1 protein-coding gene is annotated in these 873 nt (G+C 81.2%); it reads left to right on the plus strand.

Features of this window, described 5'->3' with window-relative positions; translation table 11 throughout:
* On the plus strand, positions 1–508 hold a 508-nt coding region (locus tag EEJ42_RS31215), incomplete at its 5' end, for an O-antigen ligase family protein (RefSeq protein ID WP_425472988.1).
* Positions 509–873: the final 365 nt, after the last annotated feature.

Consider the following 873-nt stretch of genomic DNA (forward strand, 5'->3'; position numbering starts at 1 on the left):
CGCGCTCGCGCTCGTCGCCGCGGTCGGCGTCGGCGGCTGCTGGGCCGTCGCGGCCGACGCGGTGCCCGGCGGTCTGCCGCGCCCGCTGCGGTCCCACCTCACCGAGCACCGCATCCGCATGTGGCAGGACGCGGCCCACCTCGCCGGGGCGAACCCGGTGCGCGGCGCCGGGCCCGACCGCTTCGCCGAGCTGAGCCCGGCGGCCGCGGAGTCGCCCGAACCGGACCCCACCCCGCATTCCGCCCCGCTCCAGCAGGCCGCCGGGCAGGGCCTGCCGGGGGTGGCCCTCCTGGGCGCGGCCTTCGCCTGGCTGCTGTACGCGCTGTGGCGCTCACCCCGGTCCACACCGGTCGTCCTGACGGCGGCGGCCGCGCTGACGGCCCTGGCCGTCGAGGCGTCACTGGGCAACGCGCTCAGCTTCCCGCAGGTGACGGCGGGCGCGGGCCTCCTGGCGGGCCTGGCAACGGCCCGCCCCCCGGACGAACCCCCGGCCGGAACGGTCCCCTGACGCGGCGGGCCTTCTCCCCAACCCCGCCCCTCCCCGACCCGGGGACACCCCGGCCCCCGCGGCTCCGCCCCGGGCACGGCAGCCCGCAAAGCGGGCCACAGCCGCACCACCGCCGGGGTCCGGCCCGGGCCCCGCCCAGGCCCGGGGGGAAGGGATGAGGAACCAACCGCCACCACCCCGGGCAGCCCCACCGCCGGGCCACCGCCCCGGGCACCGCACTCCAAGAGCCCCCCAGAACGGGGCCCGGGGCCGGTCCTGGGGGGCCGAGGCCGGGAACCCACCGCAGCCACACCCCGGAGGCGCGCCGGGCCCACCGACACGCACTCCGCCCAGGACTGCGGCCCCGGGCCCCGGGCCGGGGGCCC

It is taken from the genome of Streptomyces botrytidirepellens (assembly GCF_003721215.1).
Classification (GTDB): Bacteria; Actinomycetota; Actinomycetes; order Streptomycetales; family Streptomycetaceae; genus Streptomyces; species Streptomyces himastatinicus.